Below are 4,304 nucleotides of genomic sequence, written 5' to 3'. Positions count from 1 at the left end.
TCGTGCCGCTCGGCGTGCTCGCGGCGACCGTCCTCATCGCCCGCGCCTGGGCGCCGCGACTCCCCGACCCGGTCGCGACCCACTGGTCGGGCACGGACGTCCCCGACGGGTTCGGCTCACCCGCGTCGCTGCTCGCGGTCCCCCTGGTGGTCGGCGGGCTGCTCGCGGTCGGCTTGTGGGCGCTCGCGTTCTGGCTCGGGCGGGACACGTCGACGCGACGGGTCGCCGCCGGCTTCGCGAGCGGGACGGCCGCGTTCCTGTCGGCGACGACGCTCGGCACGCTGCACGGTCAGCTCGACCTCGCCGACGCCGCCGACGCGCCCGGCGTCGGCCCGACGATCGGCCTCGCGCTCGGCGTCGCGCTCGTGGTCGGCGTGGTCGTCGCGCTCGTCGTGCCGCGCACGCCGCACCAGCCCACGACCGCGCCCGTCGACCCGGCGGCGCCCCGCGCCGACCTCGGCGCGACCGAGAGAGCCGCGTGGTCGAGCACGGTGACGAGCCGTGCGGCGCTCGTCGCGGGCGGCGTCGCGGCGCTGACCACGGCCGGTCTCGCGATCGGGCTCCGCACGCCCGCGATGCTGCTCGTGCCCGCCGCTCTGCTCGCGCTCGGCGCGGCCATGTTCGTGCTGCGCGTGAGCGTCGACGGCCGCGGCCTCGTGGCGCGGTCACCGCTCGGCTGGCCGACGCTGCACGTGCCGCTCGACGAGGTCGTCGCCGCGCGAGCGGTCAGCGTCGACCCGTTCGGGGAGTTCGGCGGGTGGGGCTACCGCGTCGGGCAGGACGGGCGCGTCGGGGTGGTGCTGCGCCGCGGCGAGGCGATCGAGGTCGAGCGCACGGGCGGTCGCGTCAACGTCGTGACCGTGGACGACGCCGCACGCGCCGCGAGCCTGCTCAACACGCTCGCCGACCGCGCCCGGAGCGCCACCGCCGGGTGACGCCCGGCGGGTACCGCCCGGTAACGTCGGGCGCGCGCCGCACGGCGCGACGTCGACGGCGACGAACGGAGCGGCCCATGCGCCTCGGGTACCACACGGGCTACTGGTCGGCCGGGCCGCCGCCGGGCGCCGCGGACGCCGTGCGCGCGGCCGACGAGCTCGGTCTCGACTCCGTCTGGACCGCCGAGGCGTACGGCTCGGACGCGCTGACACCGCTCGCCTGGTGGGGTGCGTCGACGCGTCGGGTGCGCCTCGGCACCGCGATCGCGCAGCTCTCGGCCCGCACCCCGACTGCGGCGGCGATGGCCGCGCTCACGCTCGACCACCTGTCCGGCGGGCGGTTCGTGCTGGGGCTCGGGGCGTCGGGGCCGCAGGTCGTCGAGGGCTGGTACGGGCAGCCGTACCCGCGGCCGCTGGCCCGCACGCGCGAGTACGTGGACGTCGTGCGGCAGGTGCTCGCGCGTGAGGCGCCCGTCACCTACGACGGCGCGTTCTACCGGCTGCCCCTGCCGGCCGACCAGGGCGCGGGCCTGGGCAAGGCGCTGCGCTCGACCGTGCACCCGCTGCGCGCCGACCTGCCGATCCACCTCGCGGCCGAGGGGCCGAAGAACGTCGCGATGTCCGCCGAGATCGCCGACGGCTGGCTGCCGCTGTTCTACTCGCCCCGCATGGACGCGACGTACCGCGAGCTGCTGGCCGACGGCTTCGCGAAGCGCTCGCCGCGGCTGCGGCCGCCCGCGCAGTTCGAGGTCGTCGCGACCGTGCCCGTCGTGCTCGCCGCGAGCGTCGAGGAGGCCGCCGACTCCGTGCGGCCGTTCATCGCGCTGTACGCCGGGGGCATGGGCGCCAAGGGGGCGAACTTCCACCGCGACGTGCTCGACCGGCTCGGGTACCGCGAGGCCTGCGACGAGATCCAGGCGCACTACCTCGCGGGCGACCGCGACCGCGCCGCCGCCGCGGTCCCGACCGAGCTCGTCACGGACGTCGCGCTCGTCGGCACGGAGGACGACGTGCGCGCCCAGCTGCCGGCGTGGCGTGCGACCGCGGTGACGACCGTCCTGGCGCAGGCCGACCCGCGCGCCCTGCCCCGGATCGCGGCGCTCTGGGGTGATCCTGGTCACGACGACGGCACGGAGGGACGTCGCACCGCCGACCCGGCCTAACCTGGCGCGCGGCGCGGCCCGTCCGGGTCGCGTCGTGGCAGCGCAGGAACGTCGGGCAGGGGTCGCATGGCAGTCGTCGAGCAGGCCGCGCAGCGGCCCCCGACCCGGCCCACGCCGGCCGCCGCACCCGCCGCGACACGCTTGCCGCACCTGCCCGGGCTGGACGGCGTGCGCGCGGTCGCGGTCGTCGCGGTGCTGCTCTACCACCTGGGCCTGCCCTGGGCGCGGGGCGGCTTCCTCGGGGTCGACGTCTTCCTGGTGCTGTCGGGCTACCTGGTCGGCACGCTCGTGCTCCAGGAGGTGGAGTCGACCGGCCGGTTCCGCACCGGGCGGTTCCTGCTGCGGCGCGTCCGGCGTCTCGTCCCCGCGCTCCTGGTGCTGCTCGTCGCCGTCGCGGGCGTGGGGCTGCTCGTGCGCGACACCCTGACGACCCTGCGGGGCGACCTCGTCGCGGCCCTGACCTACACCTCGAACTGGTGGCAGGTCGCGGCCGACCGCACGTACTTCGAGCTGACCGGCCGGCCCCCGCTGCTGCAGCACCTGTGGACGCTCGCGGTCGAGGGGCAGTTCTACCTGCTGATGCCCGTGTTCGCGGTGCTCCTGCTGCGCGTCGGCCGCGTCCGCGCGGGGCGTGTCGCCGCCGCGCTCGCGCTCGCCTCGACCGTCTGGATGGCGGTGCTCGCGCTGCGCGCCGGCATGCCCGTGCCGCACGACCCGACGCGCGTCTACGTCGGCACCGACACGCGCGCCGCGGGTCTGCTGCTGGGCGTGGCGGCCGCGACCGTGTGGCGCCCGTGGCGCACGTGGACGTCGGGCGCCACGTGGCGCGCCGAGCGCGGCGACCCGGTGCGCCGGTTCGAGGCGGGCGTCGCGGACGTGCTGGGCGGCGCCGCCCTGGTGGGTGTGCTGGTCTGCGTGGTGCTCGTCGACGAGTACTCGACGACGCTCTACCGGGGCGGGTTCCTCGCGTTCGCGGCGCTCGCGCTCGTGCTCGTCGGTGCTGCGGCCGACCCCGCCGGGATGCTCGGGCGCGCGCTGGGACGTCAGCCGCTGAGGTGGCTGGGCGAGCGGTCGTACGCGATCTACCTGTGGCACTGGCCGGTGCTCACGCTGCTGCGCCCCGAGCAGGACCTGTCGCTGCCCGGCGCGTCGGAGGACCTGCTCCGGGTGGGCGTCACGCTGCTGCTGGCCGAGGCGTCGTACCGGTGGGTCGAGCGGCCCGTGCGCCGCGGCGCGCTCGGGCGTCTGGTCCGGCGCGCGCGGACGCCGGGGCCGCAGCGACGGCGTGCGCTCGTCCGGGCGGTCGGCGGGGCGACGGCCGCCGCGCTGGTCGTCGGGACGCTCGGCGTCGCCGTCGCGCGCACGCCGGCCGCCGGCGCCGCGCCGGTCGTCGGCGTCGCGGTGCCGGCGCAGGACGTCGCGCCTCCCCCGGACCCCGCGCAGCAGCCGACGGCCGCTCCCGGACCCGACGCACCCCCGCCCGACGGCCGGCCGGCGGCGCCCGCGCAGCCGCCCGAGGAGGTCGGCACGGTGTCGGCGTACGGCGACTCGGTGATGCTCGGCGCGTCGGCCGAGCTCGCGGCGCACGGCGTGCCCGCCGACGCCGTGGTGTCGCGGCAGATGGGTGCGATGACGGACCTGGTGCTGGACGCCGCCGCCAGCGGCACGCTCGGGCACACGGTCGTGGTGCACGGCGGCACCAACGGCCCGGTGGCCGAGGACGACCTGCGACGGCTGCTCGACGGGACGCGGGACCGCCGCGTCTTCGTCGTGAACGTGCGGGTCCCGCGCCCGTGGGAGCAGTACGACAACGAGCTGTTCGCGCGCGTGGTGGCGGAGTACCCGCACGCGCACCTGCTGGACTGGAAGAGCCTGGGCGACGCCCACCCCGAGTGGTTCTACGACGACGGGATCCACCTGCGCGAGGACGGCGGTCGACAGGGCTACGCGGACTGGTTGTGGCAGGAGATCCAGCCGCGCGGGTGAGACGCGTTGCCCCCGTGCGAGGGCTGCCGCTACAGTCTGTCTGAAACGTGGTCACCGAGTCTCATGAAGTGAGACGCCCTCGGGACCGCACGACGACGACAGGAGGCCGCGATGACCCTCGCCCGCCCCCTCGTCGTCGCGTCGCCGATGTGCCGCTGTTGCCCGTGCTGCGCCATGCAGCCCCGCGCCGGCCACCGCTGACCCCTCAGCACGCCGACCC

General features: G+C 77.0%; 3 protein-coding genes. All 3 read left to right on the top strand.

Going from position 1 to position 4,304, the window contains the following annotated elements; genetic code table 11:
- Nucleotides 1-935: DUF1648 domain-containing protein (locus ATM99_RS17475; RefSeq protein WP_190278872.1), on the top strand; the 935-nt coding region annotated here is incomplete at its 5' end.
- A gap of 77 nt (nucleotides 936-1,012) precedes the next feature.
- Nucleotides 1,013-2,098, top strand: coding sequence for an LLM class F420-dependent oxidoreductase (locus tag ATM99_RS17470; RefSeq protein WP_062104078.1), 1,086 nt, complete (start codon nucleotides 1,013-1,015; stop codon nucleotides 2,096-2,098).
- Between the two features lie 66 nt (nucleotides 2,099-2,164).
- Nucleotides 2,165-4,084, top strand: coding sequence for an acyltransferase family protein (locus ATM99_RS17465; RefSeq protein WP_062104077.1), 1,920 nt, complete (start codon nucleotides 2,165-2,167; stop codon nucleotides 4,082-4,084).
- The last annotated feature ends 220 nt before the right edge of the window (nucleotides 4,085-4,304 follow it).

The organism is Cellulomonas sp. B6 (assembly GCF_001462455.1).
Classification (GTDB): domain Bacteria; phylum Actinomycetota; class Actinomycetes; order Actinomycetales; family Cellulomonadaceae; genus Cellulomonas.
This window is presented reverse-complemented; position numbering and strand designations above follow the sequence as displayed.

Excerpts from the sequence above, each read along its gene's own strand:
- ATM99_RS17470 (WP_062104078.1), top strand. The coding sequence starts at position 1,013 with ATGCGCCTCGGGTACCACACGGGCTACTGGTCGGCCGGGCCGCCGCCG.
- ATM99_RS17465 (WP_062104077.1), top strand. The coding sequence starts at position 2,165 with ATGGCAGTCGTCGAGCAGGCCGCGCAGCGGCCCCCGACCCGGCCCACG.